The sequence below is a fragment of the Methylobacterium indicum genome (genome assembly GCF_001043895.1).
Classification (GTDB): Bacteria; Pseudomonadota; Alphaproteobacteria; order Rhizobiales; family Beijerinckiaceae; genus Methylobacterium; species Methylobacterium indicum.
In genome coordinates, this window is record NZ_JTHF01000214.1 from 1 (window position 1) to 26954 (window position 26954).

30 protein-coding genes are annotated in these 26954 nt (G+C 70.5%); 15 read left to right on the plus strand and 15 right to left on the minus strand.

The window, feature by feature from the left end; all coding sequences use genetic code 11:
- The first annotated feature begins 190 nt into the window (after positions 1-190).
- From QR78_RS23530 to ugpA, 10 genes are all read left to right on the plus strand, one after another.
- Positions 191-469 (plus strand): hypothetical protein, encoded by a 279-nt coding sequence (locus tag QR78_RS23530; RefSeq protein WP_048430056.1) that lies wholly within the window; start codon positions 191-193, stop codon positions 467-469.
- Positions 470-678: 209 nt separating this feature from the next.
- On the plus strand, positions 679-1266 hold the full coding sequence (locus QR78_RS23535; protein ID WP_048430021.1) for a Uma2 family endonuclease: 588 nt from the start codon (positions 679-681) through the stop codon (positions 1264-1266).
- A gap of 71 nt (positions 1267-1337) precedes the next feature.
- Positions 1338-2339, plus strand: coding sequence for an adenosine kinase (locus tag QR78_RS23540; protein WP_048430022.1), 1002 nt, complete (start codon positions 1338-1340; stop codon positions 2337-2339).
- Positions 2340-2511: 172 nt separating this feature from the next.
- Positions 2512-3354 (plus strand): sn-glycerol-3-phosphate ABC transporter permease UgpE, encoded by an 843-nt coding sequence (gene ugpE / locus QR78_RS23545; RefSeq protein ID WP_048430023.1) that lies wholly within the window; start codon positions 2512-2514, stop codon positions 3352-3354.
- Positions 3355-3382: 28 nt separating this feature from the next.
- A complete protein-coding gene (locus QR78_RS23550; RefSeq protein WP_048430024.1) occupies positions 3383-4435 on the plus strand; it encodes an ABC transporter ATP-binding protein in 1053 nt (350 codons plus the stop codon).
- A 125-nt stretch (positions 4436-4560) separates the two neighbouring features.
- On the plus strand, positions 4561-5733 hold the full coding sequence (locus QR78_RS23555) for a CaiB/BaiF CoA transferase family protein (RefSeq protein WP_048430025.1): 1173 nt from the start codon (positions 4561-4563) through the stop codon (positions 5731-5733).
- A 92-nt stretch (positions 5734-5825) separates the two neighbouring features.
- The gene (locus QR78_RS23560; protein ID WP_048430026.1) at positions 5826-6203 is read left to right on the plus strand and encodes a CCDC90 family protein; all 378 of its coding nucleotides are present in this window, start codon (positions 5826-5828) and stop codon (positions 6201-6203) included.
- A 127-nt stretch (positions 6204-6330) separates the two neighbouring features.
- The gene (locus tag QR78_RS23565; RefSeq protein WP_048430027.1) at positions 6331-8007 is read left to right on the plus strand and encodes a thiamine pyrophosphate-binding protein; all 1677 of its coding nucleotides are present in this window, start codon (positions 6331-6333) and stop codon (positions 8005-8007) included.
- A 273-nt stretch (positions 8008-8280) separates the two neighbouring features.
- On the plus strand, positions 8281-9600 hold the full coding sequence (gene ugpB, locus QR78_RS23570) for a sn-glycerol-3-phosphate ABC transporter substrate-binding protein UgpB (RefSeq protein WP_048430028.1): 1320 nt from the start codon (positions 8281-8283) through the stop codon (positions 9598-9600).
- Between the two features lie 4 nt (positions 9601-9604).
- Entirely contained in the window at positions 9605-10489 is an 885-nt protein-coding gene (ugpA, locus tag QR78_RS23575; protein ID WP_048430029.1) for a sn-glycerol-3-phosphate ABC transporter permease UgpA, read from the plus strand.
- 171 nt (positions 10490-10660) lie between these two features.
- Here the strand turns inward: ugpA and QR78_RS23580 are convergent, their stop codons facing one another.
- The 4 genes from QR78_RS23580 to QR78_RS23595 form a co-directional block, all read right to left on the minus strand.
- Entirely contained in the window at positions 10661-10972 is a 312-nt protein-coding gene (locus tag QR78_RS23580; RefSeq protein WP_125901247.1) for a hypothetical protein, read from the minus strand.
- Complete coding sequence (locus QR78_RS23585) at positions 10969-11202, minus strand: hypothetical protein (protein WP_048430031.1); 234 nt, start codon at positions 11200-11202, stop codon at positions 10969-10971. The genes QR78_RS23580 and QR78_RS23585 overlap by 4 nt, the downstream gene beginning before the upstream one ends.
- An 11-nt stretch (positions 11203-11213) precedes the next feature.
- On the minus strand, positions 11214-11870 hold the full coding sequence (locus QR78_RS23590; protein ID WP_048430032.1) for an acyl-homoserine-lactone synthase: 657 nt from the start codon (positions 11868-11870) through the stop codon (positions 11214-11216).
- Between the two features lie 96 nt (positions 11871-11966).
- A complete protein-coding gene (locus QR78_RS23595; RefSeq protein ID WP_048430033.1) occupies positions 11967-12704 on the minus strand; it encodes a helix-turn-helix transcriptional regulator in 738 nt (245 codons plus the stop codon).
- 211 nt (positions 12705-12915) lie between these two features.
- Between QR78_RS23595 and purS the strand changes: the two genes are divergently transcribed.
- Both purS and purQ read left to right on the plus strand, forming a co-directional pair.
- Positions 12916-13158, plus strand: coding sequence for a phosphoribosylformylglycinamidine synthase subunit PurS (purS, locus tag QR78_RS23600; RefSeq protein ID WP_048430034.1), 243 nt, complete (start codon positions 12916-12918; stop codon positions 13156-13158).
- Positions 13155-13841, plus strand: coding sequence for a phosphoribosylformylglycinamidine synthase subunit PurQ (gene purQ, locus QR78_RS23605; RefSeq protein ID WP_048430035.1), 687 nt, complete (start codon positions 13155-13157; stop codon positions 13839-13841). The genes purS and purQ overlap by 4 nt, the downstream gene beginning before the upstream one ends.
- A 220-nt stretch (positions 13842-14061) precedes the next feature.
- On the opposite strand, the gene QR78_RS23610 is transcribed toward purQ, so the two are convergent.
- The 10 genes from QR78_RS23610 to gap form a co-directional block, all read right to left on the minus strand.
- A complete protein-coding gene (locus QR78_RS23610; RefSeq protein WP_048430036.1) occupies positions 14062-14607 on the minus strand; it encodes an adenine phosphoribosyltransferase in 546 nt (181 codons plus the stop codon).
- Between the two features lie 68 nt (positions 14608-14675).
- Positions 14676-15470, minus strand: a complete 795-nt coding sequence (locus QR78_RS23615) for an inositol monophosphatase family protein (protein ID WP_048430037.1) — start codon at positions 15468-15470, stop codon at positions 14676-14678.
- A gap of 196 nt (positions 15471-15666) precedes the next feature.
- Positions 15667-16203 carry a hypothetical protein gene (locus QR78_RS23620; protein WP_125940048.1) on the minus strand — a complete coding sequence of 179 codons (537 nt, stop codon included), beginning with the start codon at positions 16201-16203 and terminating at the stop codon, positions 15667-15669.
- 63 nt (positions 16204-16266) lie between these two features.
- Complete coding sequence (locus tag QR78_RS23625) at positions 16267-16539, minus strand: hypothetical protein (protein WP_125901245.1); 273 nt, start codon at positions 16537-16539, stop codon at positions 16267-16269.
- Positions 16540-16571: 32 nt separating this feature from the next.
- The gene (locus QR78_RS23630; protein WP_082172018.1) at positions 16572-17603 is read right to left on the minus strand and encodes a tetratricopeptide repeat protein; all 1032 of its coding nucleotides are present in this window, start codon (positions 17601-17603) and stop codon (positions 16572-16574) included.
- A gap of 2 nt (positions 17604-17605) precedes the next feature.
- The gene (locus QR78_RS23635) at positions 17606-18319 is read right to left on the minus strand and encodes a thiamine phosphate synthase (protein WP_048430040.1); all 714 of its coding nucleotides are present in this window, start codon (positions 18317-18319) and stop codon (positions 17606-17608) included.
- Between the two features lie 137 nt (positions 18320-18456).
- Complete coding sequence (fba, locus tag QR78_RS23640; RefSeq protein ID WP_048430041.1) at positions 18457-19542, minus strand: class II fructose-bisphosphate aldolase; 1086 nt, start codon at positions 19540-19542, stop codon at positions 18457-18459.
- An 87-nt stretch (positions 19543-19629) separates the two neighbouring features.
- Positions 19630-20832: a phosphoglycerate kinase gene (locus QR78_RS23645; protein WP_048430042.1), complete on the minus strand. Its 1203-nt coding sequence runs from the start codon at positions 20830-20832 to the stop codon at positions 19630-19632.
- Between the two features lie 35 nt (positions 20833-20867).
- Entirely contained in the window at positions 20868-21359 is a 492-nt protein-coding gene (locus QR78_RS23650) for a hypothetical protein (RefSeq protein WP_244276541.1), read from the minus strand.
- A 115-nt stretch (positions 21360-21474) separates the two neighbouring features.
- Positions 21475-22482, minus strand: a complete 1008-nt coding sequence (gap, locus tag QR78_RS23655; RefSeq protein WP_048430043.1) for a type I glyceraldehyde-3-phosphate dehydrogenase — start codon at positions 22480-22482, stop codon at positions 21475-21477.
- A gap of 629 nt (positions 22483-23111) precedes the next feature.
- Here gap and QR78_RS23660 point away from each other — a divergent pair.
- The 3 genes from QR78_RS23660 (at position 23112) to QR78_RS23670 (ending at position 25178) form a co-directional block, all read left to right on the plus strand.
- A complete protein-coding gene (locus tag QR78_RS23660) occupies positions 23112-24266 on the plus strand; it encodes a GGDEF domain-containing protein (protein WP_048430044.1) in 1155 nt (384 codons plus the stop codon).
- A 98-nt stretch (positions 24267-24364) separates the two neighbouring features.
- Complete coding sequence (locus tag QR78_RS23665) at positions 24365-24652, plus strand: DUF4164 domain-containing protein (protein WP_048430045.1); 288 nt, start codon at positions 24365-24367, stop codon at positions 24650-24652.
- A gap of 145 nt (positions 24653-24797) precedes the next feature.
- A complete protein-coding gene (locus tag QR78_RS23670) occupies positions 24798-25178 on the plus strand; it encodes a cell division protein ZapA (RefSeq protein WP_048430046.1) in 381 nt (126 codons plus the stop codon).
- 150 nt (positions 25179-25328) lie between these two features.
- On the opposite strand, the gene guaB is transcribed toward QR78_RS23670, so the two are convergent.
- Complete coding sequence (gene guaB / locus QR78_RS23675; protein ID WP_048430047.1) at positions 25329-26822, minus strand: IMP dehydrogenase; 1494 nt, start codon at positions 26820-26822, stop codon at positions 25329-25331.
- Positions 26823-26954 lie beyond the last annotated feature (132 nt).

Here is a 26954-nt window from a genome sequence, read left to right on the forward strand (position 1 = left end):
GGGCGGGATCGGGCGGGGATCGGCGATCCGGGGGTGGACGGTCATGCGGCAACCGGGTGCAGTGCGGAATGCGCCACAGATAAGCCGCGAGCAGCGGTTTGACCCGGGCGGCCGGCCACACGATGGCGTGAGAGGCGGCACCCCGTGGAGATCCGCCGTGCCGCGCCTGACCCTCGCCGCCCTCCTGCTCATGATGGCGCCGGCGGCGCACGCCGCCTGCACCGCGCCGACGCCGCCGCCGGCGAGCGAGAAGCCGGTAAAGCCCGCCCTGCCGCAGAAGCCCGCCTGCCTCGACGCCAAGGGCGGCTGCCCGGGCTGGGAGGCCTACACCTACAACGACGGGATCAAGGCCTACAACGCGCAGCTCGGCCCCTTCCGGACGAGCGCCGAAGCCTATGCCCGCAAGCTCAAGGCCTACGCCGACGGCAGCGTCGCCTACGCGAATTGCGAGATGCAGTCGATGCAGTGACGCAGGCGCGGTAGGCTCGCGCCCCCGGCCGGCCTGCCGCCAGTCCGCATGGATGTCGACGCGTTCCTCGCCTGGAGCGCCACAATTCCGGGCCGTCACGAACTCGTCGACGGCGAGGTCTTCGCGAGGGCGCCGGAGCGGGCGCGTCACGCCCGGGATCGTGCTCGCCGTGGACGATCTCTTCGGCGGGCGCTGACCGGCATGCTACGATGCTGGCGCAAGGAGCCATCGACAGGTTCGACGCGATGAAGCCGCTTCCGCAGACGCCCATGAATGTGGACGAGTACCTCGCCTGGAGCGAGGCGAATCCCGGACGGTACGAACTCGTGCAGGGCGAGGTGTACGCCATGGCAGCCGAACGGGCACGGCGCGCCAGAACCCGCGTCGCGGTCTTCGATGCGCTGCGAAGCGCGGTACGCGGTGCCGGAGTCGGCTGCGAAGCGATGCCCGATGGAATGACCGTCCGCATCGATGCCCACACGGCCTACGAACCGGACGCCCTGATCTATTGCGGCCCGCGCCTCGACCCCGACGCGGTCGAGGTGAAGGGCTCGGTCGTCGTTGTCGAGGTTCTGTCCCCCAGCACCCGCCGGACCGACGCGAGCGAGAAGCTCGTCGGTTACTTCCGGGTACCAAGCATCCAGCACTACCTGATCGTCGATCCAGACCGGCGCATGGTCATCCATCACCGCCGCGCCGGCGACCGGATCGAGACCGCCTTCGCCCAGGACGGCACCTCCGTCCTCGACCCGCCCGGTCTCACACTCTCCATCCCGGCACTGTTCGAGGAGCCCTGAGCCCGGCGCTTGACCCTCCCGGTAGCGGATGCGACAGGCGCGGGCATCCTCTTCCCCGCGCGAGCCCCTGCATGACCGCCTCCCTCGACCTCCTCGTCCTCGGCAACGCCATCGTCGACGTGATGGCCCGCACCGACGAGGCCTTCCTGGTGCGCGAGGGCGTGCACAAGGGCGCGATGCAGCTCATCGACGAGGCGCGGGCCGAGCACCTGTTCGGGGTGATGGGCCCGGCCACGGTCATCTCGGGCGGCTCGGGCGCCAACACGGCGGTCGGCGCGGCGCTCCTCGGCGCCCGGGCGGGCTTCGTCGGCAAGGTGCGCGACGACGAGCTCGGCCGTCTCTTCGCCCACGACCTCAACGCCACCGGCGTCCGGTTCGACGTCGCTCCGGCCGGCGAGGGCCCGGCGACGGCCCGATGCTTCATACTGGTGACGCCGGACGGCGAGCGCACCATGAACACCTATCTCGGCGCCTGCCAGGGCCTCTCGGCCTCGGACGTCGACGAGGAGACCGTGCGGAGCGCCCGCCACGTCTATCTCGAAGGCTACCTGTGGGACCCGCCGGCCGCCAAGGAAGCGTTCCGCAAGGCGGCCAAGATCGCGCATGGCGCCGGCAACAAGGTCGCGCTGACCCTGTCGGACGCGTTCTGCGTCGACCGCTACCGCGACGAGTTCCTCGGCCTCATCCGCGACGGCAGCCTCGACATCCTGTTCGCCAACATCCACGAGCTGAAGAGCCTGTACCAGACCGCCGACGCCGACACGGCCCTGGCGGCGCTCCGCGCGGAAAAGGGGCTCCTCGGCGTCGTCACCCGCTCGGAGGACGGCGCGCTCGTGGTCTCGGGCGACGAGACGAAATCCGTGCCGGCCTCGCCCGTGCGCGAGGTGGTCGACACCACCGGCGCCGGCGACCTGTTCGCGGCGGGCTTCCTCGCCGGCCTCGCCCGCGGCCTCGACCACGCCGATTGCGCCCGCCTCGGCGCCGTCGCGGCGGCGGAGATCATCTCCCATCTCGGCGCCCGGCCGCAGGGAGACCTCAAGGCACTCGCCGCCCAGGCCGGCCTGAAGGTCTGAACGCAGAGGCGGCGCTTTCGTCAGAGCTTGACCGATGCTAAGCCGGCTCTGCAACGGCAATCGCCGGCCTTGCGACGAGCGCCGACGAGCCACACGCACCCCGAGCGTCGCACGCCCGTCACGCGCGTGCGGCACCGGAACTTAAGAAACCATCCGCCAGGGAGCGGCCCCGTTGGTCGAGAACCGCCGCTTCGGCAACCTGATCCCGCACCTCGTGCTGTGCCTCGGGGTCGGCATCGTGGTCTTCCCGGTCTACCTCGCGCTGATCGGCTCGACGCACGACGCCGCGACCATCGCCAACGGGCAGATGCCGCTCTGGCCGGGGACCCACGGGTTCGAGACCTACCGGCGGGCGCTCACCGAATCCGGCATGGCCGGCGCGCCGGTCGGGCTGATGCTGATCAACAGCACGATCATGGCGCTCGCCATCGCGCTGGGCAAGATCTCGATCTCGCTGCTCTCGGCCTATGCGCTGATCTACTTCAAGTTTCCGTTCCGGCAGACCGCCTTCTGGGCGATCTTCGTCACCCTGATGCTGCCGGTCGAGGTCCGCATCTACCCGACCTACAAGGTCGCGGCCGACCTCCAGCTCCTCGATACCTATGCCGGCCTCGCCCTGCCGCTGATCGCCTCGGCGACCGCGACCCTGCTGTTTCGCCAGTTCTTCCTCACGGTGCCGAACGAGCTCGTCGAGGCCTCCCGCATCGACGGAGCCGGGCCGGTGCGGTTCTTCCTCGACACCCTGCTGCCGCTCTCGCGCACCACGATGGCGGCGCTGTTCGTGATCCAGTTCCTGTACGGCTGGAACCAGTATCTCTGGCCGCTCCTCGTCACCACCCGTGACGACATGCAGACGGTGGTGATCGGCCTGCGCAAGATGACCTCGATCACCGACCAGCTCACCGAGTGGCAGATCGTCATGGCGACCGCCGTGCTGGCGATGCTGCCGCCGGTCGTGGTGGTGTTCGCGATGCAGAAGCTGTTCGTGCGCGGCCTGGTGGAGACCGAGAAGTGATGTCCATCCTCAACGTCGGGTGCTTCTGATGGCCGGCCTCGCCCTCGACCAGCTCCGAAAAACCTATTCCGGCGGCGTCGACGCGGTGCGCGGCGTCTCGCTCGACGTGCCGGACGGCGCCTTCTGCGTCCTCGTCGGCCCTTCCGGCTGCGGCAAGTCCACGGTCCTGCGGATGATCGCCGGCCTCGAGACCGTGACCTCGGGAGCGATCACCATCGGCGGACGCGTTGTCAACGAGGTCGAACCCGCCGACCGCGACATCGCGATGGTGTTTCAGAACTACGCGCTCTATCCCCACATGCGCGTCTACGACAACCTCGCCTACGGGTTGCGCAACCGCGGCACGCCGAAGCCCGAGATCGAGACCCGGGTGACCGAGGCCGCGCGGTTGCTGGGCTTGGAGGCCATGCTGACGCGCTACCCGCGCCAGCTCTCGGGCGGCCAGCGCCAGCGCGTCGCCATGGGGCGGGCGATCGTGCGCAAGCCGCAGGTCTTCCTGTTCGACGAACCGCTGTCGAACCTCGACGCCAAGCTCCGGGTGCAGATGCGGGTCGAGATCCGCCGTCTCCAGCGTCAGCTCGCCGTCACCACGGTCTACGTCACCCACGACCAGGTCGAGGCGATGACCATGGCCGACCGGCTGGTGGTGATGAATGGCGGAGAGATCGAACAGGTCGGCACCCCGATCGAGATCTACCGCCGCCCGGCCACTCGCTACGTCGCGACCTTCATGGGCTCGCCGCCGATGAACATCCTGCCCGCGGAAGCGGTGGCGGGGGGCGTGCGGATCGACGGGACGGTGATCCCGGTGACCGGCCTCACCGCCGGCACCGCCGTCGAGGCCGGCATCCGCCCCGAGGATCTGCGGATCGCGGAGGACGGCTTGCCGTTCCGGGTCGCGTTCGTGGAAGAGCTCGGCGCCACCCGCCTGCTGCACGGGCCGCTCGCCGGCACCGACGTGGCGGTGCAGGTGCCCGCCGGCTCCGCCACCCAGGAGGGCGACACGGTGCGGCTCGCGATCGACGGGAGCGCCGTGCACCTGTTCGACCCCGCCACGGGGCGGCGGCTGGCGCAGGGCTGACCGGAGGCCGACGGCCTTTCCCGCTGGCCAAGCCTCGGCGTATGCAAGCTCGAGACGGATCCCGTGCAGGGGATCCCGGCGCCATTCCGCAAACGGGAGGCGCATCGTTGGGAGGCGTACTTTCCGTGCACAAACCCCTCGCCGGCATCAAGGTGCTCGAACTCGCCCGCATCCTGGCCGGCCCCTGGATCGGCCAGCTCCTGGCGGATCTCGGCGCCGACGTGGTCAAGGTCGAGCGGCCGGTCGTCGGCGACGACACCCGGACCTGGGGCCCGCCCTTCGTCGAGGGCGCGGACGGCGAGCGGCTTTCGGCCTCGTATTTCCACTCGACGAACCGCGGCAAGCGCTCGGTCGCGGCCGATTTCGAGACCGCGGAAGGGCAAGCCGTGGTGAAGCGGCTCGCCGCCCATGCCGACGTGGTGATCGAGAACTTCAAGGTCGGCGGCCTCAAGAAGTACGGGCTCGACCACGAGGCCCTGAGCGCCCTCAACCCCCGGCTCATCACCTGCTCGGTCACCGGCTTCGGCCAGGACGGCCCCTACGCGCCGCGGGCCGGCTACGACTTCATGGTCCAGGGGCTGGGCGGGATCATGTCGCTCACCGGCGAGCCCGAGGGCGAGCCGGTCAAGACCGCGGTCGCTTTCGCGGACGTGTTCACCGGGGTCTACGGCACGGTGGCGATCCTCGCCGCCCTCCAGGGCCGGCACGCCACGGGCAAGGGCTGCCACATCGACATGGCGCTTCTCGACACCCAGGTCTCGGTGCTCGGCAACCAGGCCCTGGTCTATCTCGTGTCGGGCCTGCTGCCGCCCCGGATGGGCAATGAGCATACCAGCATCGTGCCCTACCAGGTCTTCCCGACGTCGGACGGCCACATCATCGTCGCCTGCGGCAACGACGGCCAGTTCCAGAAGTTTTGCAGTGTGCTCGGCACGACCTGGCACCTCGACCCCGACTATTCCACCAATCCCGGCCGGGTGACCCGGCGCGACGTGCTGATCCCGCTCATCAGCGCCGAGACGAGCCGCCACACCAAGGCCGACCTGTTGGCGCGCCTCGGCGCCGTCAACGTGCCGGTCGGCCCGATCAACGACCTCGCCGAGGTCTTCTCCGACCCGCAGGTGGTCCATCGCGGGATGCGCCTCGACCTGCCCGATCCGCGGGCGAAGGGCGGCACGATCCCGAGCGTGCGCTCGCCGATCGTCATCGACGGCGTGCCGATGGCGGCCCAGACCGCCTCGCCGCAGGTGGGGGATCATACGCAGAGCGTGCTGGCGGATCCGGCCTGGGGCGGGTGACGGGCGTCGTCGATGCAGGCGGCGCGAGCCAAGGCCGTCGCTGACTGCTATGGTGCTCGCTACGAGCCTCCCGGAAGACGCCCGCCCCCACCATGACCTCGATCGCGTTCGACACGCTCAAATTCGCCCGGACGTTGCGCGACCGGGCGAAGATGTCGCCCGAGCAGGCGGAAGGTCTGTCCGACGCTCTTCTCGAAGCGATTCAGGGCGATATTCCGACGAAAGCGGATCTCAAGGACGTCGAGGCCAGCATCGAAGGCGTCAAGGCGAGCATCGAGGCGCTGCGGACCAGCACGCGATCGGACATGGACGCCGTCAAGGCGAGCCAGCGGGAAACCGAGCTACGCCTGGAAGCGCGCATCGAATCGACGAAGAGCGACATCATCAAATGGGTCGCCGGACTGATCGGTTTTCAGACACTCGCGATCATCGGCGCCGTCATCGCGCTGGCACGGATTCTCAAACCGTGAGGTGTGAGGTCGGCCGACGATGCATGATCATGGCGAGCTGATTCCGTCCGTTTCTCGCGCGGCCTTGTCCACTTTCGAATACCCGAGAGAAGCAACTCAACAACGTGGCTCGACAGAGGACACATCCATGACCGACGCCCCCCGCCCCCGCACCGGCGGGCAGATCCTGGTGGACCAGCTCGCCCGCCACGGCGTCGGCGACATCTTCTGCGTGCCCGGCGAGAGCTACCTCGCGGTGCTCGACGCGCTGCACGACGCGCAGATCCGCCTCACCGTCTGCCGGCAGGAGGGCGGGGCCGCCATGATGGCGGAGGCGCACGGCAAGCTCACGGGGAAGCCCGGCATCTGCTTCGTCACCCGCGGCCCCGGCGCCACCAACGCCTCGCCCGGCCTGCACATCGCCAAGCAGGATTCGACCCCGATGATCCTGTTCGTCGGCCAGATCGAGCGGGCGGCCCGCGAGCGCGAGGCGTTCCAGGAGCTCGATTACCGGGCGGTGTTCGGCACCATCGCCAAGTGGGTCACCGAGATCGACAGCGCCGACCGCCTGCCCGAGCTGATCGCCCGCGCCTTCCACGTCGCCACCGCCGGCCGGCCCGGACCGGTGGTGATCGCGCTGCCCGAGGACATGCTGGTCGAGACCGCGACCGTCCCGGATGCTCCCGCCTTCCGGCCGGTCGAGACCCATCCGGCGCTCGCCCAGATGGTCGCGCTCCAAAACCTGCTGGGGCAGGCGCAAAACCCCTTCGCGATCCTCGGCGGCAGCCGCTGGTCGGCGGAGGCCGTGCGGCGCTTCTCGCGTTTCGCCGACCTGTTCTCGCTCCCCGTCGCCTGCTCGTTCCGGCGCCAGGGCCATTTTTCGGCCGATCATCGCTGCTACGCTGGCGATCTCGGGCTGGGCGTCAACCCGAAGCTCCTCGCCCGGATCAAGGAGGCCGATCTCCTGCTCGTCGTCGGCGGGCGGCTGTCGGAGATCCCGTCGCAGGGCTACACGCTCCTCGACATTCCAGGACCGCGCCAGACCCTCGTCCACGTCCACCCGGACCCGGAGGAACTCGGCCGCGTCTACAGCCCGGCGCTCGCCATCAATGCGAGCCCGACCGCCTTCGCGGCGGCGATCGAGACCGTGCAGCCGCCTCGCGCCCTGCCCTGGGCCGCGGGCACCGAGGCCCTGCATGCCGAGTACCTGGCCTGGAGCGATCCCACCCGGATCACCACCCCGGGCAATCTCCAGATGGGCGGCGTGATGGCGCATTTGCGCGAGGCACTGCCGGCCGATGCGATCCTGTGCAACGGGGCGGGCAACTTCGCCACCTGGGTGCACCGCTTCTGGCCGTTCCGCGCCCATGACGGCCAGCTCGCCCCGACCTCGGGCTCGATGGGCTACGGCGTGCCCGCCGCCATCGGCGCCAAGCGCCTGCTTCCCGACCGCACCGTCGTGGTGGTCTCGGGCGACGGCGACTTCCTGATGAACGGCCAGGAATTCGCCACCGCCGTCCAGTACGGGCTGCCGGTCATCGTCATCCTGGTCGATAATGGGATGTACGGCACGATCCGGATGCACCAGGAGCGCGAATATCCCGGCCGTGTCTCCGGCACCGCGTTGAAGAACCCCGATTTCGCCGCCTATGCCACCGCCTTCGGTGGCTACGGCGAGCGCGTCGAGCGCACCGAGGATTTTCCCGCCGCCCTCGCGCGGGCGCTTGGCTCCGGCCTGCCGGCGATCCTGCATTGCCCGATCGACCCCGAGGCGATCACCCCGACGACGACCATCCAGGCGCTGCGGGATCGGAAGCGGGCCTGAAGCTTCGAGTTCGAAGCTTTCATCCCACCTGCAACCTCATCCTGAGGTGCGACCGCAGGATGAGGTCGTGAGTAGGATGATCCGGAGAACTGCGCCGACGGGGTCGCACTCTTCACGACCCTCCCTTGTCCCGCGGGCACGGCTGTGCTTAGCCAGCTACTAACAAGCTGCCCGCCGCTGGAGACGGTGCGGGCCGCGTCACCCCCGGCGCCTGTCGTCGGAGTGTCACGCGGGCCCCGCATGAGGGGCCGCACACGAGGAGACGACAACCCGATGGCCCCCACCCTGACGATCCGCATCGCACTCGCCGGCCTCGGGCTGGCCGCCGCCGCGACCCCGGCGCTCGCCGTGACCGAGCTGCAATGGTGGCACGCGATGACGGGCGCCAACAACGACGCCGTCAACCGCCTCGCCGACGAGTTCAACGCGAGCCAGAGCGACTACAAGGTGGTGCCCACCTACAAGGGCAATTACGGCGAGACGCTGAATGCCGGCATCGCGGCCTTCCGGGCCGGCACCGCGCCGCACATCATGCAGGTGTTCGAGGTCGGCACCGCCACGATGATGTCGGCCAAGGGCGCGATCAAGCCGGTCTACCAGCTGATGAAGGATGCCGGCGAGCCGTTCGACGCGAACGCCTACCTGCCGGCGATCACCGGCTACTACTCGACGACCAAGGGCGAGATGCTCTCGTTCCCGTTCAACTCGTCGTCGATGGTGATGTGGGTCAACACCGACGCCCTGAAGTCGATCGGCCTCGACGCGCCGCCGAAGACCTGGCCGGACCTGTTCGCGGCGGCCAAGAAGCTGACGCAGAACGGCTTCCCGAATTGCGGCTTCTCGACGACCTGGGTGACCTGGCTCAACATCGAGCAGCTCTCGGCCTGGCACAACGTGCCGGTCGCCACCAAGGCCAACGGCATGGACGGCCTCGACACCACGCTCGAGATCAACGGCCCGCTCCAGGTCAAGCACCTGACCAACCTCGCCGAGGCGCAGAAGGACAAGTCCTTCGACTATTCCGGCCGCTACGACAGCGGCTTCGGCCGCTTCACGGCCGGCGAGTGCCCGATCATGTTCGGGTCGTCCGGTTCCTACGGCAACGTCAAGGGCGCGGCGAAGTTCGCCTGGGCCTCGGCGCCGATGCCCTACTATCCCGACATGCCCGGCGCGCCGCAGAACAGCATCATCGGCGGCGCCTCGCTGTGGGTGATGGGCGGCAAGAAGCCCGACGAGTACAAGGGCGTGGCGAAGTTCTTCACCTTCCTGTCCGACACCGACCGGCAGGCGAAGCTGCACCAGACCACCGGCTACATGCCGATCACCAAGGCCGCCTACGAAAAATCCAAGGCGGACGGCTTCTACGACAAGAACCCGGCCCTCGAGACGCCGATCAAGGAACTGACCAACAAGCCGCCGACGGAGAATTCCCGGGGCTTGCGCCTCGGCAACCTGCCGCAGATGCGCGACATGTGGGCCGAGGAGATCGAGGCGACGCTGGCCGGCAAGAAGACGGCGAAGCAAGCCCTCGACGAGGCGGCGACCCGCGGCAACGCGATGCTGCGCCAGTTCGAGAAGCAGGCCGGACGGTAACCTCATGAGCCCCGAGCGCATCACCTTCGGAGGTCGGCTGCTGCCGGCGGCGCTGATCGCGCCGCAGCTCCTGATCGTCGGCCTGTTCTTCTACTGGCCGGCCGTACAGGCGGTCTGGCAGTCGTTCCAGATGCAGGACGCGTTCGGGCTCTCGACGGAGTTCGTCTGGTTCGACAACTACCGGGCCCTGTTCACGGACCCGGCCTATTACCAGGCCCTCGTCACCACGCTGGTCTTCGCGGCGGCGGTGGCGGGGCTTTCCTTAAGCTTCGCCCTGCTGCTCGCCACGATGGCGGACCGGGAGATCCGGGGTTCGGGGATCTACCGGACGCTCCTGATCTGGCCCTACGCGGTGGCGCCGGCGGTGGCGGGCGTGCTGTTCGGCTTCCTGTTCCAGCCCGGCCTCGGGCTGATCGCGCGGGGCCTCAACCAGATCGGCATCCCGTGGAACCCGCTCCTCGACGGGAACCACGCCATGATCCTGGTGGTGATGGCGGCGGCCTGGAAGCAGGTCTCCTACAACTTCCTGTTCTTCCTCGCCGGCCTTCAGGCGATCCCCGGCAGCGTGATCGAGGCGGCGGCGATCGACGGTGCCGGCCCGGCCCGGCGGTTCTGGACCATCGTGTTTCCGCTTCTCTCGCCGACCACGTTCTTCCTGATGGTCGTCAACGTGGTCTACGCCTTCTGCGAGACGTTCGGCGTCATCGACGTGCTCACCCATGGCGGTCCCGGCCGGGCGACCCAGACCCTCGTCTACAAGGTCTACCAGGACGGCCGCATCGGCGCCGATCTCGGCGGCTCGGCGGCGCAGTCGGTGGTGCTGATGGCGATCGTGATCGGGCTCACCGCGATCCAGTTCCGCTACGTCGAGAAGCGGGTGGCGTACTGAAGCCCTCGCGGGCCGCGGAGGGTACCTCACCCCCGCGCCTGGACCGGGCGGCTGGAACGGTCCTTTGAAACGACAGGGCGCGATGCGCTCCCGCTTCCGACCGGAGGCGGGGCGCATCGCGCCGTTTTCGATGCCCGACGACCCCGCACGGATCGACGGAGCGGGCGACGCTCAGGACGACATCGTCCGCTCGGGCTCGCCCTCCTCGCCGAAGCCGAGCTCGTCGAACACGGCCGTCGCGGCGCGGATCATCGCCTGCACGGAGGGCAGATCGCGGATCTGCGGGCTCGCGGTGTGCTGGAGGTCGAGGATCCCGGCGGCGAGGCGCAGGGCCTGGATCTCGGCCCGGGCGGCCTGGGAGATGTCGGCCTGGGACAGGTCGGAATGCCGGGCGGAGGAATGGATCGCGAAGGTCATGGTGCGTGCCTGGTCGTAGGGAGAGGACAATCGGGAAGCGGGTCCGGGATGGGCGCCGGAGGTCATGACCAATGCTCCTCCGCGGCGTGGAGCGCGGTAGGCGGATAGGTGCGGCCGACATAGCCGAGGGCGAGCCGGATCAGGTCGAGGACGACCGGATCCTCGCAGGCCGCGGCATGCCGGTAGGCCTCGATCAGGTGCTCGGCCAAGCAATCGGCCGGAGGCCGCTCCAGGCCCGGCGGCGGCAGGCTGCGGGGGAGCGAAACGGGGAAGCGGGTGTCGTCGTGGTACGGCATCGCTCGCCTCCTCACGCGGCCAGGCCGCGGCCGACCCGCGGTCGGTCGGGAGGCGTCGAGGGGCGGGCGAGGACCGAGGCCACGATGCCGTAGGCCGCCCGGGTCTCCCGCAGGGCCTCCTCGGTCATCGCGATCGAGACCGCGCAGAGCGAGACGCCCTCGCAGGCGACCGGCAGGCCGAGGGGCCGCGGGCGCCAGCCGATCTCGGCGAGCTGGGGAATCCAGTAGGTCTCGACGACGAGGTTGAGATGCGGGATGCCCTGTTCGAGGCAATGCTCGATCATGCCCGCCGACACGATGCCGGCGGCCCGCGACAGCGGCCGCTCCTCGCGATAGCGCGCCGAGGCGAAGAGCCGGGTGCATTCCCAGGTCCCGGGCTCGCGGGCGAAGCCCCGGATGTCGGCGAGGTGCGGAAACACCTCGCTCAGGAGCGTCGGACCGTCGGAGGGCAGGAGCCGGGTGCCGCCCGCGACGCGGCCGTCGCGGTCGATGGCGAGGAGGTAGCGGGTGGCCTCGGTGTCGAAGCGGTCGCGCCCGGCGGCGTCGACGCTCCGGAGTGCCCGGCAGCGCCCCTCCTCGAAGGCGGCGCGGCGGAGCGCATGGTGCTGCGCCAGGGCGTCCGCGTAGGCTCCACGGCTCGTCCGGTCGATGGCGTGGAGGCGGATCATGCGCTGACGTCCCTCGGTCCGGCTCCATAAGGCCAGAGGGAGAGGTGTCCCGGTATCCCGGAAAACCGGGAGGGTGCCCGCCGCAGCTGCGGATTTTTAGAGCGAGATCTCCCGCAGCCGCAGGGCCTCGATCACCGTGTGGGTGGTGTTGCGGGTGCCGATCTTGGTGCGGGCGTTGCGCAGGTGGGTGGCGACGGTGTCGATCGAGACGCCGAGGAAATCGGCGGTCTCCTCCTGGGTGCGTCCCTGCGCGGCGCAGGACAGCACGTCGCGCTCGCGGGCGCTCAGGAGCCGTCCGCCCGGCTTGCGGCGGCGGGCGGTGGTGCGGGCGGCGGCCGACCAGGCGTAGAGCCCGAGCAGATGGACCGCGCGCCGGACCCGCGGCGTCATCTCGACCCGCTCGCCGGCGAGCGAGATCCCGCCCTGGAAGCCGTGGGCGTCGTGGATCGGCACGCAATAGCCCGCGCCCATGCCGTGCTCGCGCGCCTCCTCCATCACCCGGCGGGCCTGCGAGGCGGTATCGGGCTCGAGGGGCGCCTCGTTCCAGGCGAAGGGCTCGGTGGTGCGGAAGCAGTGCCGCACCACGGGATCGTAACGGTAATGTCCGACACGGTCGTAATGCGCGAGCCAGCCATCCGGCCAGACGCTGAGCAGGAGGTTGGGGCCGATCCGCTCGCTCGGCTGCGGCAGCCGGGTGATCGCGAAGTAGGAGAAGCCGCAGCGGGCGACGAGGTCGAAGATCGTTTTCTGCACGTCCAGGGGGTCCGACAGGCCGTCGAGGCCGTCGATCAGGTCGAATGACTGACGAATGAACGCGTCGTCGGCGTCCGACATGTTCCACCCCCGACCGGTGCACCGCCCCGGTGCGGCGGACGCCCGCCCGTGCCGTGGTATCCGGTATCCCGGGGAGTATTAGAATCCTACCAGCAAAGATCAATCCGTGTCGGCGCGACCGCCGCGGACGCCGCCCCGGCGTTGCCTCGGCGCACGTTCCGCACTATCGGGAGCCTGACAAAAGCCCTCCCCGCTGCCGAAGGTCTGGCCGATGAAAGCGCGCGTCACCGTCACCCTGAAGACCGGCGTCCTCGACCCCCAGGGCAAGGCGATCGAGGGGGCGCTGCGCTCGCTCGGGATCTCGGGCATCGCCGGCGTGCGCCAGGGCAAGTTCTTCGAGGTCGAGGTCGACGCCGCCGACGAGGCCGCCGCCGAGGCGACCGTGAAGGCCGCCTGCGACCGGCTGCTCGCCAATACCGTGGTCGAGAACTACCGCGTCGAGATCGCCCGATGAAGGCCGCCATCGTCGTCTTCCCGGGCTCGAACCGCGAGCGGGACGTCGCCCGGGCCCTGCGCCTCGCCGGCGCCGAGGTGGCCACCGTCTGGCACACCGAGACCGAGCTGCCGGCCGGCACCGACCTCGCGGTCCTGCCCGGCGGCTTCTCCTATGGCGACTACCTGCGCTGCGGCGCCATCGCGGGACGCGCCCACGCCATGGACGCGGTGCGGGCTCACGCCGCCCGCGGCGGGCTTGTGCTCGGCATCTGCAACGGCTTCCAGATCCTGTGCGAGTCCGGCCTGCTGCCGGGCGTGCTGATGCGCAATGTCGGCCGCCGCTTCATCTGCCACCGCCAGACCCTGCGGGTGGAACGCGCCGACACCGCCTTCACCAAGGCCTACGCCCAGCACGAGGTGATCGACGTCTGTGTCGCCCACGGCGAGGGCAACTACTTCGCCGATGCCGAGACCCTGGCGCGGATCGAGGGCGAGGGCCGGGTGGCGTTCCGCTACTGCGACGCCGCCGGCCAGATCACGGTGGAGGCGAACCGCAACGGCTCGCTCAACTCCATCGCGGGGATCTATTCGGAAGACCGCAACGTGCTCGGGATGATGCCGCACCCGGAGAACTTCGTCGAAGGGCTCGTCGGCGGCACCGACGGGCGCGGCCTGTTCGAGAGCCTGGCCAAGGCGGCGTGAGGGATCCGTCGGGGAGCGTCTGCCTCATCCCGCCCACGCCCTCATCCTGAGGTGCGACCGCAGGGAGCCTCGAAGGAGGGCTCCAGGACTCGCTGTGGTCTCTGGAGCTCTCCTTCGAGGTCAGTCGATCGTCGATCGACTAACACCTCAGGATGAGGTGTGGAGAGTGGGATGAGTAAAGCAACGAGGCGGGCCCGAACGGCCCGCCTTTATTTTTCGTTCAGTGTCCGTCGAACTCGATCAGGGTCCGCACCGGCAGGTCGAGGGCGCGAAGGCGGTCGGCGCCGCCGAGTTCCGGCAGGTCGATGACGAAGCAGGCCGCCACCACCTCGGCGCCGATCCGGCGCAGCAATTCCACCGCCGCCGTGGCAGTGCCGCCGGTGGCGATCAGGTCGTCGACCAGGATCACCCGGTCGCCGGGCTTCACCGCGTCGGAATGGATCTCCATCTCGTCGGTGCCGTATTCGAGCGCGTAGGCGATCGACACGGTGGTGTGGGGCAGCTTGCCCTTCTTGCGGATCGGTACGAAGCCCGAGGAGAGCTGGTGGGCGATGGCGCCGCCGAGGATGAAGCCCCGCGCCTCGATACCGGCGACCTGGTCGATCCGGCCGCCCGCGTAAGGGTGCACCAGCTCGTCCACCGCGCGCCGGAAGGCGCGGGCATCGCCGAGCAGGGTGGTGATGTCGCGAAACATGATGCCGGGCTTCGGATAGTCCGGGATCGAGCGGATCGCGTCCTTGAGGGCGGACGTGGTGCGCGGGTCCATGGCGTCAGGCCTTTTTTCGAGATGTCGGCGAAGGCCGGGGCCGGTCGGAGCCGGCCCGGGCGGCGGGGTCAGCCGCCGACCTTGCGCAGGATGGAGACGAGCTCGCGCTGCAGCACCTCGTTGCCGCAGGCGACCGAGCCGGCGGTCATCGGGTCGGCACCACCGTCGGCGCTGCTGGCGAACCCGCCGGCCTCGCGCACCAGGAGCAGGCCCGCGGCCATGTCCCAGGTCTTGATGTCGCGTTCCCAATAGAGGTCGGCCCGGCCGCAGGCGACCGCGGCGAGGTCGAGGGCGGCCGAGCCGGTCTGGCGCACGCCGCCGGTCACCGCCATCACGGCGGCGAGCTCCTTGAGCAGGCGCGGATGGCTGCCGCGGCCGAGATAGGGCGAGCCGTAGAGCGCCAGGCTGTCGGCGAGGTCCTGCCGGCCGGCGACCCGCAGGCGCTTGTTGTTGAGGAAGGCGCCCTTGCCGCGCTCGGCGAGGTAGAGCTCGTCCTTGATCGGCTCGTAGATCACCGCCGCGACGATCGTGCCCTCGCGCTCGAGGCCGACCGAGATGCAGAAATGCGGCACGCCGTGCAGGAAGTTGGTGGTGCCGTCGAGGGGGTCGACGTGCCAGGTATGGGTCTTGTCCTGGCCCTCGATGACCCCGCTCTCCTCCATCACGAGGCCGTAGCCCGGCCGCGCCTTCATCAGGGCTTCGCGCAGGGTGGCCTCGGCCTTGCGGTCGGCGGCGGTGACGAAGTCGCCCGGCCCTTTTCGCGAGACCTGCAGGTTCTCGATCTCGCCGAAATCGCGCTTGAGCCCGCGCGCCGCCTTGCGCACGGCATCGACCATCACGGTCATCAGGGGAGAGACGATCATCGGGCGGCGGCTCCCGGAATGCGGGTCGGGGTCATGGGTGGTCCTTGATGGCGGGCGCGATCGCCCTGCACGACGTGAACGGAAACGGGAAAGCGGCCCGTTACCTCTCGGCACGGGCAACGTCACTCAGGGATGCCTCTAAGCCGCATCGCGCGGCATGTCACATCGGATCGGGGAGAAAATGCGGTCGGCCCATCTACACGGGCGCCGGCATGGGCCCTCCGGGGCTGGCCTTCGCATCGCCAAACAGCACGTCCAGCCGGGCCGGAAGTCCGTGGCGACGCCGGACCACGTCCCGCGTCGCCCGGTCGAGCGCGCCCGTGTCGGCGTGCAGGAGGAGCAGCGCCATCAACCCTTGCGTCAGCGCCGCACGGCAATCGAAGGCGAGGCCGGCATCGATCGCGGCCAACCGGTCGAGCGAGAGATCGATGGGGTCGTCGCGGTCGGCCCCGTCCTCGCGCCCTGGCATGCGCGAGAACGCCGCCACCCGGGCGCGCCCGATGGCGGGATCGCCCAGCGCCGCGGCCTGGTTCGACAGCACGGCCTTGAGGAGAGCCGGCACGCGCTCGTCCGCCAGGGCGCGCTCCGTGACGGCGAGGCAGCGAGAGAGGTCCGCCCGCGCGCCATCGATCAGCCGGGCTCGCCGGCGTGCCTCGGCCGTCATCCGGACGAGTTCCCGGGCCGCGAGCGCCGCGGTTGCGACAATGGCGATGACGACGGCTGCTTCCTGCATGATCGGCACCGTACAGAGGATCTTCGAGACGAAAGATAGGGACGAGGGGCGGGTTTGTCGCGGCTACGATTTCCTGGACTTCTCGATCACCCGTTGCCCACCACGCCGGGCCTCGATCTCAAGCTCAGCCATCTTGGTTCGCAGGGCGATCCGCGCATCGACGTAGTTGCGCAGGAGCCAGAGCAGGCAGAAGCCGCAGCCGGCCGCAACCGTCCAGGCAGGCGGTGCGCCGACCGACAACGCGCCGAACGTCCCGACGATCGCTAGCGCGAAGACCAGCCCGTCCGGGCCGAACCGCCTGAGGCCCTTGACCGCCTCGGTCAATGCACGATCCACGGTGCCCTCCCGGCGACGGCGCTACGCCCCGCTCACGGCCCCGCCCGGTCCGCCGCCAGCCGCTCGGCGCGGGCCTTCTCCTCCGCGTTGAGCCCGGACACGGCCTGGGTCAGCCAGGCGTCCGAGAGGCCCTGCGCCCGGGCGGCCATGTCCCAGGCCGCGGCCTCGACGAGGTTCTTCTGGACGCCGCGGCCGCTGGCGTAGAGCCGAGCGACGCGGTTCTGGGCCACCGCGTTGCCCCGGAAGGCGGCGTGGCGGAAGTAGCGGGCGGCGCGGGCCTCGTCCTTCGCCACGCCCTCGCCGTTGAACAGCAGGATCGAGTACTCGACCTCGCCGGGCAGATCGCCGTTGTCGGCGGCGCGGCGGAACCACTCTGCCGCCTTGGTCGGATCCTTCGCGGTCCCACGGCCCTGGAGATAGAGCACGCCGAGCGCGTGCTGGGCAGGGGCCAGCTCCTGGTGGGCGGCCTGGCGCAGGAGATCGACGGCGCGGGTCAGGTCGGCGGGCGCGCCTGTCCCGAGCAGGATCAGGGCGAGGTTGTAGCTCGCGGTCGCGTCGGCCCGGGCGGCGGCTTTTTCCAGGAGGGCGCGGCCGGCGGCCTGGTCCTTCGGCACGCCCCGGCCCTCGATCTGCATCATGCCGAGCGTCGCCGCGGCATGCGGATCGCCGAGATTGGCGGCCAGCCGGTACCATTCGGCGGCACGGGCGGGATCCTGGCGCACGCCCAGGCCCTGGCTGTAGAGCTCCGCCAGCAGGGTCATGGCGGGAAAATCGGTCTTGTTGGTCTCGAGCCGCTTCGTCGCCTCCTTGAAGGCCGTGACGTAGAAGCCGCGCTGGTAGGCGCCGTAGGCGAGGTCGGCGTTCGGGTCCTTCGACGGCGCGGGCGGCAGCGAGGCCGCGCCCGGCAGGGTCTTGTTGGGCGCGCCGAAGGTCTGGGTGCCCGGCAAGGTCGGGACCGGCGTCGTCGCGGTCGGCTTGGCCGCGACCGGTCCGGCCGCGAGGTCAAGGATTGCGAGGCCGGCCGCGCCGAGGAGCGCCGGCGTCGCGAGGCGGAGCATCCGCATCCTCACCCCTCCCCGGCCGGCCGGTCCTGGATCATCCGCTGCACCTCGGCGACCGCGGCCTCGCCCCCCTCCCCGGCCCAGAGCACGGGATCGAGGCCGATGAACTCGGCCCCCGTGGCGAGGAGGTCCGGCACCGCCGCGAGGTCGCGGGCAAGCGCGATGCAGGGCGTCTCGAAGATCTCGACCCACCAGGTCAGCCGCGCCACGAGGTCGTCGTGGGCGAGCTTCGCCTCGTCGCCGAACAGGACGTAATCGGCGCCGGCCTCGCCGGCCTCCATGGCGGCGTGCTTGGTGCGCAGCCGCCCGACCCCGAGGATGCGGCCGTCGCGCAGGCGCTCGCGGAGCGCGCGCAGCGGGCTGTCGCCCTCGTCCTCCTCATCCTCCTCGCCGTCGGCCTCGGCGGGGATGTCCGATTCCGCCTGGTCCTCCGCCCCGTGATTCGCCGGGACATGGACGCCGTCGGCGCCGCTGCGGGAGGCCACGGTGGCGAGGTCGATGCCCCCGCCGCCGGCCAGCACCAGGGCCGCCCCGGCCTCCTGCACCGCGGGCGCCACCGCCTTGACGGCGTTGACGAGGGCGCGCTCCTCGCCGGGCGGCAGGCGCAGGATCACCGCGGCGACGTCGCCGGCCGCGACCGCGCGCGCCAGGCGATCCTTGAGGTCCGGGCCGGCCTCGGGGGCGGTGAGGAGGATCAGGCGGGTCTGGGGATCGGCCATCTTCAGTCTGTCGCGAGGGGTCTGGACGGGAGCCGTCGAAAACGCGCGGGGCGGACGGCCCGCCGGCCGCCCGCCCTGCTGCATGGTCAATGGGGCGGCGATGCGGCGCTCAAGGCCGCCTCACCACCCTGCCTGGATTACTCCGCGGCGGCCTTCGACGGGGCGAAGGACGGGTCGAGCTTGCCGGCGGCGTAGCGCTTGGCCATCTCGGAGAGCGCGATCGGGCGGATCTTGCCGGCGTTGCCCGCCGTGCCGAACTCCTCGAAGCGCTGCTTGCAGAGCTTCGTCATCGCGTCCATCGCCGGCTTCAGGTACTTGCGCGGGTCGAACTCGGCCTTGTTCTCCATCAGGATCTTGCGGATCTGGCCGGTCATCGCCATCCGGTTGTCGGTGTCGATGTTGATCTTGCGCACGCCGTGCTTGATGCCGCGCTGGATTTCCTCGACCGGCACGCCCCAGGTCGGCTTCATCTCGCCGCCATACTGGTTGATGATGTCCTGGAGGTCCTGCGGGACCGACGAGGAGCCGTGCATCACCAGGTGGGTGTTGGGCAGGCGGCGGTGGATCTCCTCGATCACGTTCATCGCCAGCACCGCGCCGTCGGGCTTGCGGGTGAACTTGTAGGCGCCGTGCGAGGTGCCCATGGCGACCGCGAGCGCGTCGACCTTGGTGGCCGCCACGAATTTTTCCGCCTCGGCCGGGTCGGTGAGGAGCTGGTCGTGCGACAGGACGCCCTCGGCGCCGTGGCCGTCCTCGGCCTCGCCCTCGCCGCTCTCGAGCGAGCCGAGCACGCCGAGCTCGCCCTCGACCGAGCAGCCGGCCCAGTGCGCCATCTCGGTCACCTTGCGGGTGATCTCGACGTTGTAATTGTAGTCCGCCGGGGTCTTGCCGTCGGCCTTCAGCGACCCGTCCATCATCACCGAGGTGAAGCCGTACTGAATCGCGGTGGCGCAGGTCGCCTCGTTGTTCCCGTGATCCAGGTGCATGCAGACCGGGATGTGGGGATAGATCTCGACGAGGCCGTCGATCAGCTTGGCCAGCACGACGTCGTTGGCATAGGACCGCGCGCCGCGGCTCGCCTGGAGGATCACCGGCGAGTCGGTGGCATCGGCCGCCGCCATGATGGCGAGGCCCTGCTCCATGTTGTTGATGTTGAAGGCCGGCACCCCGTAGCCGTGCTCGGCGGCGTGGTCGAGGAGCTGCCTGAGCGTGATGCGCGCCATGTCGAAATCCTCCGAGACTGTCAGTGTTGCCGCACTATAGCGGACGGGTCGGCCGGCGTCCTAACGCAGCCGACCTGAACGGAACCCTCAAGCTTGCCGGCGCAGGGCGTCGACGCCCGGGAGCGGCTTGCCCTCGAGCCATTCGAGGAAGGCGCCGCCGGCGGTCGAGATGTAGGTGAAGTCCGCCGACACGCCGGCATGGTTGAGCGCCGCCACCGTATCGCCGCCGCCCGCCACCGAGACGAGCTGGCCGGCCTTGGTGCGCGCCGCCGCGTGGCGGGCCGCCGCCACCGTGCCCTGGTCGAAGGGCGCGATCTCGAAGGCGCCGACGGGGCCGTTCCACACCAGGGTCTTGGCATCGTCGATCGCGGCCGAGATCCGGTCGACCGACAGGCCGCCGATGTCGAGGATCATGCCGTTGTCGGGGATCGCGTCGACCCCGTAGGTGTGGTGGGGGGCGCCGGCCTTGAATTCCTCCGCGACCACGCCGTCGACCGGCAGGATGATGGCGCAGTTCTTTTCCCGTGCCGCCTCGATGATCGCCTGGGCGGTGGAGGCCAGGTCGCGCTCGCAGAGCGACTTGCCGACGCTAAGGCCGGCGGCGTGCAGGAAGGTGTTGGCCATGCCGCCGCCGATCACCAGGGCGTCGACCTTGGCGACGAGGTTCTTCAGGAGATCGATCTTGGTCGAGACCTTGGAGCCGCCGACGATCGCCACCACCGGCCGGGCCGGCGCCTCGAGGCCCTTGGTCAGCGCATCGAGCTCGGCCTGCATCAGGCGCCCGGCATAGGCCGGCAGAACGTGGGCGAGGCCTTCCGTCGAGGCGTGCGCCCGGTGGGCGGCGGAAAAGGCCTCGTTGACGTAGACGTCGCCGTTGGCGGCCAGAGCCTCGACGAAGGCCTTGTCGTTCTTCTCCTCGCCGGCGTGGAAGCGGGTGTTCTCCAGCATCAGGACGTCGCCGTCCTTCAGCGCCGCCACGGCCGACGCGGCGGTCTCGCCGATGCAATCCTCCGCGAAGGCGACCGGGCGGCCGAGTTCCCTGGCGGTGGCCTCGGCGATCGGGCGCAGGGACTCGGCGGCGACCGGCTTGCCCTTCGGGCGGCCGAAATGGGCCAGAAGGATCACCTTGGCGCCGGCCTCGACGAGCTCGTTGAGCGTCGGCAGCACGCGCTTGATGCGGGTGGCGTCGGTGACGCGGCCCTGGTCCATCGGCACGTTGAAATCGACGCGGACGAGGACGCGCTTGCCCTTCAGGTCGCCGGCATCGTCGAGGGTACGGAACTGGGTCATCGGCGGGGCACCTTGTGGGGGTGGCGCGGCGCGGATCAGCGCAGCGGGATCAGGGACTGGAGGTTGAGGCGCTGGGCCACCAGGGTCAGCACCACCGTGAGCACGGCGGTGACGACCGCCGTCAGGATCAGGGCGCCGGCACCCGGCAGGCGGCGGGTACGGTCGGAGAGCGCCCGGACCTCGGCGCGCAGGGCCGCGAGGTCGGCCTGGCGGGCGGCCTCGTTCATGCGGGCGCCGGCCGCCTCGACCCGGTCCTCGACGCGGGCGAGCAGGGCCTCGGAGCGGGCGTACTTGTCCTCGATCCGCGAGGCCTTGTCCTCGATGCGGGCGAGCTGGTCGGCGACCTGGCTGGGGAGCGCGACGGCGAGCCGGGCGGGGGCGCCGGGCTGGGCCTGCGGAGGGACGGGATTCGGCGGGACGGCGGGCACCGCGTTCGGCGGCGCGGCGGCCGGGGTGGGAACCGGTCCCTGCAGCAGGGCGGCGTCGGCGGCGTTCGCGGGGCGGGTGGAGGGCGCGGCGTCGGTCATCGGCGGATCCTCGGGGGCGAATCCTGAAGGACGAAGCGGGCGGCCCCAGGACGGGGCCGCCCGAAAACGAAGGCCGGCCCCCTCCAGGGGAGCCGGCCCGTCGCGTCGGCCGTGATCAGATGAGCTTCGCCATCGCGATGGCGGTGTCGGCCATGCGGTTCGAGAAGCCCCACTCGTTGTCGTACCAGGTCAGCACGCGCACGAAGCTGCCGTCCATGACCTTGGTCTGGTCGATGTGGAAGGTCGACGAATGGGGGTCGTGGTTGAAGTCGATCGAGACGTTCGGGGCCTCGGTGAAGCCGAGCACGCCCTTGAGCGGGCCGTTCGCCGCGGCCTTGATGGCCTCGTTGATCTCGGCGACCGAGGTGGCGCGCTTGGAGTTGAACTTGAAGTCGACGACCGAGACGTTCGGGGTCGGCACGCGGATCGAGGTGCCGTCGAGGCGGCCGTTCAGCTCCGGCAGCACCAGGCCGACGGCCTTGGCGGCGCCGGTCGTGGTCGGGATCATCGACAGGGCCGCGGCGCGGGCCCGGTAGAGGTCCTTGTGCATCTGGTCCAGCGACGGCTGGTCGTTGGTGTAGGAGTGGATCGTGGTCATGAAGCCGCGCTCGATGCCGACGGCGTCGTTGAGCACCTTGGCGACCGGGGCGAGGCAGTTGGTGGTGCACGAGGCGTTGGAGACCACCAGGTGGTCGGCCGTCAGCTTGTCGTGGTTCACGCCGTAGACGACCGTGAGGTCGGCGCCGTCCGCGGGAGCGGACACGAGGACGCGCTTGGCGCCGGCGTCGAGGTGGAGCTTGGCCTTGTCCTTCGAGGTGAAGATGCCGGTGCATTCCATCGCGATGTCGACGCCGAGCTCGCGGTGGGGCAGCTCGGCCGGGTTCTTGATCGCGGTGACGCGGATGCGCTGGCCGTCGACCACGATGTGGTCGCCCTCGACCGACACGGTGCCCGGGAACTTGCCGTGGACCGAGTCGAAGCGCAGCAGGTGGGCGTTGGTCTCGACCGGGCCGAGATCGTTGATGGCCACGACCTCGATATCGGTGCGGCCGGCTTCCTTGATGGCGCGCAGGACGTTGCGGCCGATGCGTCCGAAGCCGTTGATGGCGACCTTGACCGTCATGTGTTCTCTCCCTTGGAATGGGCGTGGCGAAGGGGGTGGGGGCGGGCTGCCGCTCGTCGGCGAAGCGCCCCTGGGAGCCGGTCGGCCCCTGCGGCGGGCCGGGCTGCGCGGCGGGCCGTGGTTGCAGGATTTCGGCCGGCGCGGCGTGCGTGGCTGCTGACGAGAGACCGGCTTCGGCCGGCGAGGCCCGCTGCGCTCGTGGTCCCGCACACGCCTGCCGTCCCGGTGGGGACGGTACGGGCGGAGAGCACGGGAAGCGTCACGGCAGCTCGTATTCCGTCAATCCGCCGGCGACAGTCGCCCGGCGGGGGCGCGGGCTTCCTATCATGGTGCCGGGACGTGTCAAACCCAAGCGGAGCCTTGGGGAAAACTGTCCGGACCGGCCGTTCCGATCCGGTCCCGCCGAGCGATGTCGCCGGATTAAACGGCGCGTTGCTCCGTAGATCCGCGCATCCTCGTCCCTCCCGGCGGCTCCATCGCGATGACGTCTGGCGCGCGACGACGTCGGTGCTCGGCATCGTCCGGGGAGACGTTTAACCATGTGAGCGCAAGAAGCGGGGATCGGCCGGAACCGTAACGAAGATTGCGTTCGCCGATCTGTATGCACATGGGTACAGGTGACGGCAGCCATGCAGATCGATCTCCATACCCTCTACTGCCTGATCGTCGGGACGCTGATCGTCGCCGGTGCGATGACGCTCTGGGAGCGTCAGGCGCATCCGCGGCGGGCCCGCGAACTCGCGATCTGGGCCGGCGCCTACCTGGCCTTCGCGGCGGGCCTGGTCATGGCGATGAACCGGTCCGCCCTGCCGGGCGTCCTCGGGGCGGCGCTCGCCAACCTGCTGATCGTCTCCGGTTACCTGATGGTCCTGCACGGCGTCGGCCATCTCGACGGGCGGGCGCGCCTGCGCCTGCCGCTGGCCGTGCTGGCCGGCCTCGCGCTCCTGTGGGCCACCCTCGGACCGCGCTTCGCCGGGCCGTTCTGGAACTACCTCGCCTCGCTGCCGATCGCGCTCGCCTGCGGATTGACCGCCCTGGCGCTGATGCGCAGCCGCACCGCCCGGTCCTTGCGCGCGCGGCAGGTCGCGATCGCGGTGGCGGGCGGCCACGGGCTGTTCAACCTGGCGCGGGCGGTCCTGACGCCCGTCCTCGTCGCGGCCTACGGCGACGGCCTGCTGCCGGTCCTGGGTAAGGTGACGATGTACGAGGGCGCGTTGTACTCGGTGGCCATGCCGATGAGCCTGATCGCGCTGGTGCGCGAGGAAGCCCAGGCCCAGGCCGTCGCGGCGGCGCGCACCGACTACCTCACCGGCGTCGCCAACCGCCACGGCTTCTTCGAGACCGGAGCGCGCCTCCTCGGCGCGCGGGCACCGGACCGGCCGGTGGCGCTGCTCGCCTTCGATCTCGATCACTTCAAGGCGATCAACGACCGTCACGGCCATGCCGCGGGCGACGCGGTGCTGCGGCTCTTCGCCGAGACCGCCGGGCGGGTCGCCGGACCGGGGGCGCTGCTCGGCCGGCTCGGCGGCGAGGAATTCGCCGCCCTGCTGCCCGGGCTCGACGTGGCGGCTGCCCGCCGGGTCGGCGAGGGCATCGCCCGCGCCTTCGCGGCGGCGGCGACGGATCGCGACGGTCCCGGCATCCCGGCGACGGTCAGCGTCGGCCTCGCCGCGGCGGGGCCCGAGTGCCACGACCTGCCCGCGCTGCTCTCGGCCGCCGATCGGGCGCTGTACCGGGCGAAGGCCGGCGGGCGGAACCGCCTGGAGGTCGCCGCGGCGGCCTGATTGTCCCCAGCCTCGCCCCGCGGATCCGGCACGACGATTGCGAGGCACGGCGCGGGCCTTTAGGGTTTTTCCGGATTGTCGCGTTTTCGGAGATCAGCATGACCGCAGCGGTGGAGGAAGCGCTGCGCCGCCTCGAAGCCTCGGTGGCCCTCCTCGAATCCGCGGTGGCGCGCCGTCTCGACGCGGAGCGCAGCCACAGCGACCTCGAGACCGAACTCGAGATCATGCGCGACGACCGCGCCCGGCTCGCCGCGGAACTCGACGGGGCGACGGCGCGCCTCGCCGAGGTGCAATCCGTGACCGAGGACGTGGATCACCGCCTGGGCCGCGCCATCGGCACCGTCGAGGGCGTGCTCGGTCGCGCCGGCGAGCGCGGCGAGGCCTGACGCCCTCCCCTGCCGGCCGCCGGCCATCGGTTGCGAACCTCGTCAGCCCCCGGCCGTTCGCCCGAAGGCGAACCGTTGCCCGAACCGAACCGACGTCCCAACTGGAACCGATGCCCCAACTGGATCCGATGCCCCAGGTGACTCCATGCCTCAAGTGACCGTCACCATCGCCGGCAAGACCTACCGCATGGCCTGCGGCGAGGGCGAGGAACGCCACCTCGAGGGGCTGGCCGCGAGCTTCGACGCCCGCATCGGCGACATGCGCAAGGCCTTCGGCGAGATCGGCGACATGCGCCTGCACGTGATGGCGGCGCTGACCCTGGCGGACGAGCTGGCTGAAACGAAGCGCCGGATGGAGGCGATGGAGCGCGAGACCGCGTCCCTGCGCGAATCCACCGATGCCGGCACCGCCGAACGCGAGGGCGCCGAGGCGCGCCTCGCCGAGACCGTGCAGCGCACCGCCGAGCGCATCGAGCGCCTGGCCCGGCGGCTCGGGCCGGTGCCCGGGGGATCGCAGGGGGGCTGAGGCCGGACGCGGCCCCGCCGCGCCTCGGGCCGACCGGGCCCGCATCGGCGCGACCCGGGCGAGGAGAACCGGAATGTGGGTGCCGCCGACTGGGCGGCATCGTGCCGGCGGAGCCGGAACAGGCCCGGCTCCGCCGCCCGCATCGGCGCGTCAGACGCGGCCCGGGTAGTTCGGGCTCTCGCGGGTGATCGTCACGTCGTGGACGTGGCTCTCGCGCAGGCCCGCATTGGTGATGCGGATGAACTGCGCCTTCTCCTGCATCTCGGGGATCGACGGGGCGCCGACATAGCCCATGGCGGCGCGCAAGCCCCCGGCGAGCTGGTGCAGCACCGCCGCGACCGGGCCCTTGTAGGGAACCTGGCCCTCGATGCCCTCCGGCACGAGCTTGTGGGTGTCGCTGACCTCGGCCTGGAAGTAGCGGTCGGCCGAGCCGCGCGCCATGGCGCCGACCGAGCCCATGCCGCGGTAGCTCTTGTACGAACGGCCCTGGTACAGGAACACCTCGCCCGGGGCCTCGTCGGTGCCGGCCAAGAGCGAGCCCAGCATCGCCACCGAGGCGCCGGCGGCGATCGCCTTGGCAAGGTCGCCCGAATACTTGATGCCGCCGTCGGCGATCACCGGCACGTCGGCCTCGTTGCCGGCCTCGACCGCCTCCATGATGGCGGTGAGCTGGGGCACGCCGACGCCGGCGACGATGCGGGTGGTGCAGATCGAGCCCGGGCCGATGCCGACCTTGATCGCGTCGGCGCCGGCATCGATCAGCGCCTTCGCGCCCTCGCGGGTCGCGACGTTGCCGGCGATGACCTGCACGGCGTTCGACAGGGTCTTCACCCGGCGCACGCTCTCCAGCACCTTGGAGGAGTGGCCGTGGGCGGTGTCGACCACGATCACGTCGCAGCCGGCATCGATCAGGCGCTCGGCCCGCTCGAACCCGCCGTCGCCGGTGGTGGTGGCGGCGGCGACCCGCAGGCGGCCCTGCTCGTCCTTGATCGCGTTCGGGTAGGCGACCTGCTTCTCGATGTCCTTGACGGTGATGAGGCCGATGCAGCGGTAGTGGTCGTCGACGACGAGCAGCTTCTCGATGCGGAACTGGTGCAGCAGGCGCTTGGCCTCGTCCTGGGTCACGCCCTCGCGCACGGTGATCAGCCGGTCGCGGGTCATCAGCTCGGCGACGGGCTGGCTCTGGTCGGTGGCGAAGCGCGTGTCGCGGTTGGTCAGGATGCCGACGAGCTTGCCGCGCGAGCCGTTGGGGCCGCGCTCGACCACCGGGATGCCCGAGATGCCGTGCTGGCGCATCAGCGTGTAGGCGTCGGCCAGGGTCTCGTCCGGGTGGATGGTGATCGGGTTGAGCACCATGCCGGACTCGTACTTCTTGACGAGGCGGACCTGCTCGGCCTGCTCCGGGGGCTCGAGGTTGCGGTGGATCACCCCGAGGCCGCCGTTCTGCGCCATCGCGATGGCCATCCGGGCCTCGGTCACCGTGTCCATCGCCGAGGCGATGATCGGCATGTTGAGCTTGATCGTGCGGGTGAGGCGGGTGCCGAGATTCACCTCGGCCGGCATCACCGAGGATGCGGCGGGGCGGAGCAGGACGTCGTCGAAGGTCAGGCCCTCGATGATCGAATCCGTGATGATGCGGGCCATGAACCAACTCCTGCTGCCTGCGGACCTCGGAAGAGGCCGCAGAATCGGCGCCGTGCCGGGCGCTCTGCCGGGCAATCTGCCTGTATTGAGTTGGCACGGGCCGATAGCACGCGTCCGTGACGGGCGCAAAGC

Excerpts from the sequence above, each read along its gene's own strand:
- QR78_RS23530 (WP_048430056.1), top strand. The coding sequence starts at position 191 with ATGATGGCGCCGGCGGCGCACGCCGCCTGCACCGCGCCGACGCCGCCG.
- QR78_RS23535 (WP_048430021.1), top strand. The coding sequence starts at position 679 with ATGCTGGCGCAAGGAGCCATCGACAGGTTCGACGCGATGAAGCCGCTT.
- QR78_RS23540 (WP_048430022.1), top strand. The coding sequence starts at position 1,338 with ATGACCGCCTCCCTCGACCTCCTCGTCCTCGGCAACGCCATCGTCGAC.
- QR78_RS23550 (WP_048430024.1), top strand. The coding sequence starts at position 3,383 with ATGGCCGGCCTCGCCCTCGACCAGCTCCGAAAAACCTATTCCGGCGGC.
- QR78_RS23560 (WP_048430026.1), top strand. The coding sequence starts at position 5,826 with ATGACCTCGATCGCGTTCGACACGCTCAAATTCGCCCGGACGTTGCGC.
- QR78_RS23565 (WP_048430027.1), top strand. The coding sequence starts at position 6,331 with ATGACCGACGCCCCCCGCCCCCGCACCGGCGGGCAGATCCTGGTGGAC.
- ugpB (WP_048430028.1), top strand. The coding sequence starts at position 8,281 with ATGGCCCCCACCCTGACGATCCGCATCGCACTCGCCGGCCTCGGGCTG.
- ugpA (WP_048430029.1), top strand. The coding sequence starts at position 9,605 with ATGAGCCCCGAGCGCATCACCTTCGGAGGTCGGCTGCTGCCGGCGGCG.
- QR78_RS23580 (WP_125901247.1), bottom strand. The coding sequence starts at position 10,972 with ATGACCTCCGGCGCCCATCCCGGACCCGCTTCCCGATTGTCCTCTCCC.
- QR78_RS23585 (WP_048430031.1), bottom strand. The coding sequence starts at position 11,202 with ATGCCGTACCACGACGACACCCGCTTCCCCGTTTCGCTCCCCCGCAGC.
- QR78_RS23590 (WP_048430032.1), bottom strand. The coding sequence starts at position 11,870 with ATGATCCGCCTCCACGCCATCGACCGGACGAGCCGTGGAGCCTACGCG.
- QR78_RS23595 (WP_048430033.1), bottom strand. The coding sequence starts at position 12,704 with ATGTCGGACGCCGACGACGCGTTCATTCGTCAGTCATTCGACCTGATC.
- purS (WP_048430034.1), top strand. The coding sequence starts at position 12,916 with ATGAAAGCGCGCGTCACCGTCACCCTGAAGACCGGCGTCCTCGACCCC.
- purQ (WP_048430035.1), top strand. The coding sequence starts at position 13,155 with ATGAAGGCCGCCATCGTCGTCTTCCCGGGCTCGAACCGCGAGCGGGAC.
- QR78_RS23610 (WP_048430036.1), bottom strand. The coding sequence starts at position 14,607 with ATGGACCCGCGCACCACGTCCGCCCTCAAGGACGCGATCCGCTCGATC.
- QR78_RS23615 (WP_048430037.1), bottom strand. The coding sequence starts at position 15,470 with ATGATCGTCTCTCCCCTGATGACCGTGATGGTCGATGCCGTGCGCAAG.
- QR78_RS23620 (WP_125940048.1), bottom strand. The coding sequence starts at position 16,203 with ATGCAGGAAGCAGCCGTCGTCATCGCCATTGTCGCAACCGCGGCGCTC.
- QR78_RS23630 (WP_082172018.1), bottom strand. The coding sequence starts at position 17,603 with ATGCGGATGCTCCGCCTCGCGACGCCGGCGCTCCTCGGCGCGGCCGGC.
- QR78_RS23635 (WP_048430040.1), bottom strand. The coding sequence starts at position 18,319 with ATGGCCGATCCCCAGACCCGCCTGATCCTCCTCACCGCCCCCGAGGCC.
- fba (WP_048430041.1), bottom strand. The coding sequence starts at position 19,542 with ATGGCGCGCATCACGCTCAGGCAGCTCCTCGACCACGCCGCCGAGCAC.
- QR78_RS23645 (WP_048430042.1), bottom strand. The coding sequence starts at position 20,832 with ATGACCCAGTTCCGTACCCTCGACGATGCCGGCGACCTGAAGGGCAAG.
- QR78_RS23650 (WP_244276541.1), bottom strand. The coding sequence starts at position 21,359 with ATGACCGACGCCGCGCCCTCCACCCGCCCCGCGAACGCCGCCGACGCC.
- gap (WP_048430043.1), bottom strand. The coding sequence starts at position 22,482 with ATGACGGTCAAGGTCGCCATCAACGGCTTCGGACGCATCGGCCGCAAC.
- QR78_RS23660 (WP_048430044.1), top strand. The coding sequence starts at position 23,112 with ATGCAGATCGATCTCCATACCCTCTACTGCCTGATCGTCGGGACGCTG.
- QR78_RS23665 (WP_048430045.1), top strand. The coding sequence starts at position 24,365 with ATGACCGCAGCGGTGGAGGAAGCGCTGCGCCGCCTCGAAGCCTCGGTG.
- QR78_RS23670 (WP_048430046.1), top strand. The coding sequence starts at position 24,798 with ATGCCTCAAGTGACCGTCACCATCGCCGGCAAGACCTACCGCATGGCC.
- guaB (WP_048430047.1), bottom strand. The coding sequence starts at position 26,822 with ATGGCCCGCATCATCACGGATTCGATCATCGAGGGCCTGACCTTCGAC.